Source organism: Shewanella sp. 1180_01 (genome assembly GCF_052850535.1).
Window position 1 is genome coordinate 1 of the sequence record NZ_VXCT01000138.1, and the last position, 1,324, is coordinate 1,324.

The window sequence follows — 1,324 nt, forward strand, 5'->3', positions numbered from 1 at the left end:
TTGACCATATATGGACGCCTCAGCTTTTACAACACTTTTGAATGATTGGTTCACTACCATATATTCGGCGTCTAAATAGGCTTTTTACCCGCGCCATGATGTAAATCCGAAACCCATTACCTTATCACTACATCGGCATTTAATGCCTTGGTCAAGTCAGGCTCTAATAGGTACGGTTGACCGTTTATTCATCAGTGCATGTAAACTTTTACGTGATGCTTAACGTCTTACGCAAACGCTTTATTAACGTCGAAATTATCGTTACTCGTGAGGATCCGCCATCCTATACGCGCTATTTTATTGGCCAATGCGACAACGGCTTTGTGTCGACCTTGCCTTAACGCAAGTGCATTAAACCATCGCCCAAGTCTATCATCACGTTTGCTCGCAAATCGGCCAACGGCTCTGGCGCCGTGTATGAGTAAAACACGTAGTTCTGAGCTGCCATTTTTCGTGATCGATCCTAGTCGAACTTTTCCACCAGAACTCGATTGCGATGGCACTAAGCCACACCATGCAGATAATTGCCGGCCATTTTTAAATTGATGACCCGAACCTAATTCACTCATAAAGCTTGCTGTGACTAATGGTCCAAAGCCAGGGATCGACAGCAATGCATTGTAGCGAGGTTGGATTTGACATAGCGCTTTAATGTCGCGCTCGATTTGATTAATTCTCTCATTTAAAACACATAAATCTTCATATAAAAATTTTAACAGGTAATGAAGCGTATGAGACAGTTCATGCTCATTATTTGCTAAAATACGGCTAAGTGACGCTTGTAATTGCAACCTGCCGACAGAGAAGATCACACCAGACTCGCTCGCTAGGCTTCGAATTTGATTGACCATGGCGGTTCGATTTTGAACGAGACGACTACGTACACAACGTAATGCTTTAATGTCTTGTTGCTCAACAGTTTTAACTGGAACCATGTGGATATTAGGTCTGAAAACCGCTTCGCATATAGCGAGGGCATCGTTGGCATCATTCTTTTGGTTTGCAACAAATGGCTTAACATGTTGAGCAGGGATCAATTGCACTTGATAACCAAGAGCTTGAAATTGTCTTCCCCAGTAATGCGCCGTACCACAGGCCTCCATAGCAATAAGGCTACCTTCGGGGAATTGTCTAATTTTATCGAGCAGCTTGTTTCTGTTAACCTTTTTGTTACTCATGACAGAGTTATCCATAAGACAAACACAAACTTGAAAAACATTTTTGGCTAAATCGATACCAATAACTTTAATATCCATGATGGAAACCTCCAGAACTATTTGTCAGCTTTAAGCTTGGCATAATACTGCAAGCTTAGGTGCTGAGG

1 protein-coding gene is annotated in these 1,324 nt (G+C 42.2%); it reads right to left on the minus strand.

Annotated elements, in window-relative coordinates; all coding sequences use genetic code 11:
* Nucleotides 1-227: 227 nt before the first annotated feature.
* On the minus strand, nucleotides 228-1,256 hold the full coding sequence (locus FW758_RS24485; protein WP_076502320.1) for an IS110-like element ISSba8 family transposase: 1,029 nt from the start codon (nucleotides 1,254-1,256) through the stop codon (nucleotides 228-230).
* Nucleotides 1,257-1,324: the final 68 nt, after the last annotated feature.

Bases quoted from the DNA above. Each gene is read 5' to 3' on its own strand.
- FW758_RS24485 (WP_076502320.1), bottom strand. From the start codon at position 1,256: ATGGATATTAAAGTTATTGGTATCGATTTAGCCAAAAATGTTTTTCAA.